Genomic DNA, 1,904 nt, shown 5'->3' on the forward strand with positions numbered 1-1,904 from the left:
GTAGGCACAGATATTTTTCCTACACTGAATGTATGATAATCCTTAGTCATTAAAGCCAGAACTGCGGAATGTGGGATAGAATGCGATCGCGAAATTAGATTTCCAACTGTGAATCTAGCAGTCACACTTCACTCTCCAAACAATGGTCGTACTTGCCATCCCTAGAAGTTCCAATTAGGATCTCCAATGATTAGCGTTTATTTGATTACAACCTGTAGCTTATGTCGCATACATAGCGGTCTAACGGCAAAACGCAGCGGCGGCAGATAATCTCGAATTCAGCACCAGCGGCTTTCAAGCATCCACTGCATTTGAATTGTTGAGCTGCCTTATAGATGCTAACTACCTAATTCTAGTGCGATTGTCATCTTCAAAACTCATAGCTGCGTACTCTTCTTCTGAGCATACTGTTATATCAAGCTGTGAGGCTTGCTTTTCAAACACTTGACTGATGCTATCTAATGTTGACGAAATCAATTCTTGGTCTGCCCTGACTGTATACACGACGATGAGATCGATATCGTTGTAAAGTTCTCGCCTCAAATACGAACCAAATATATACACTTGAAAGCTTGGGGGGACTGAGGCTTTACTAAGGATAGATTTTAAAAAGCTAAGACGACTAGATCTCTGATCTGTTAGGAGATAGTTTAAAAACTCATCACAATCTTTGCGGATGGCACCCATGAAAGTCCTAAGCGTAAATAAGCCAATCTTATGATCAATGCAGAGGGCTTTAGCTTCTCGTGTATACGTACCATAAGGGTTAGAGCAAATGATTGCATCAACCGCTGGGTCAATCGCCATGACTCGTTCAAACGTGTATTCAGTGAAGAAATAAGTATCTGTCGCAAAAACTCGAAGGCTGCGTCCATCCTTAAGTTCAACATCAAACATTCCTATGTTGAGCTTCTCCATTCGAGTAATAAAAGAATGGGTTGCCAAAAAATCTTCGATGTATTTTGATACAGTCGCTTTTCTAAATTCAATTTCTTCTCCGGATCTATTCTCTCTGCTTTCTACAGGCAGACCAAGGCTCTGTTTGATGAACTCATCAAATTCTTTTGGAAATAGCTTGTAGTCGTTAACCTTTTTCTCTAATAGGCAGTTATCTCGAAAAGAATCGGCATGAAGTTTATAGCCCATCATTTGTATATAAACTTCCCACGGGAAAGGAAAATTTCTTTTGTTAGCCTCAATTAGTCCAACGATTCTTTGGTTATTTGGAATAATTGTGTCTAGGCATTGTCGTCGCCAGATAGTTAGCGCATCCCCTGAACTGCCCTGCAATGCATGCTTCGAGAAAGGACCATATTCTTCAAAAATAACTCTGTTCTCGGCCAAAAGCTCATTGACTTGCTCAAGTAGTTCTCTTTCATTGCGAATTTGAGGAAAGTCAAAGAGTGAATTTATCTTCTTCTCGTGATAGGCCTTCCATGCCTGCATTCGCTCAACAGAAAATTTATTCTCTAGCTCATCAACAATCTTGTGGCATTCTAGACAAAGCATTATCAAATTAGCTATGCCATCTCTATCAATGTAGTCGGCTAGTTCATGCTCGCTTCGAGGACCGCTCTTACCATGACCGATGATGTGAGCTACATTTGCAAGGCTGACCACATCATCCTCGACTCCAGCGAAGAGGTATTTATTGCAACTCGGATTTTGACAGAAGCCACCACACTGGGCCCACAGTTTACGAGCAATATTTGTTGCGATGTTTTTGCGGCTCATGGTTCAATATAGGGCGTTGCTGAATAGAGGTATGAATTCAAGATTTCCCAATAGCTATAAGCCCGCTTGAGGGTGAGTTTTTTAACTTCAAGGGAAAAGTGCGATTCGTTTAACCTAAAACAAGCCAAAAGGCTTGTGGGACGGTTAGCCTAACTGCTCAGGCAGGTAGT

The 1,904-nt window shown here is 41.3% G+C and carries 1 protein-coding gene; it reads right to left on the minus strand.

Going from position 1 to position 1,904, the window contains the following annotated elements; genetic code table 11:
* Nucleotides 1-342: 342 nt before the first annotated feature.
* A complete protein-coding gene (locus QUA36_RS31130; RefSeq protein ID WP_333159601.1) occupies nucleotides 343-1,734 on the minus strand; it encodes a hypothetical protein in 1,392 nt (463 codons plus the stop codon).
* Nucleotides 1,735-1,904: the final 170 nt, after the last annotated feature.

Origin of the sequence: Microcoleus sp. Pol10D4 (assembly GCF_036701555.1) — a bacterium.
Classification (GTDB): domain Bacteria; phylum Cyanobacteriota; class Cyanobacteriia; order Cyanobacteriales; family Microcoleaceae; genus Microcoleus.

What these genes read in the sequence shown, in the direction of transcription:
- QUA36_RS31130 (WP_333159601.1), bottom strand. Translation starts at nt 1,734, where the DNA reads ATGAGCCGCAAAAACATCGCAACAAATATTGCTCGTAAACTGTGGGCC.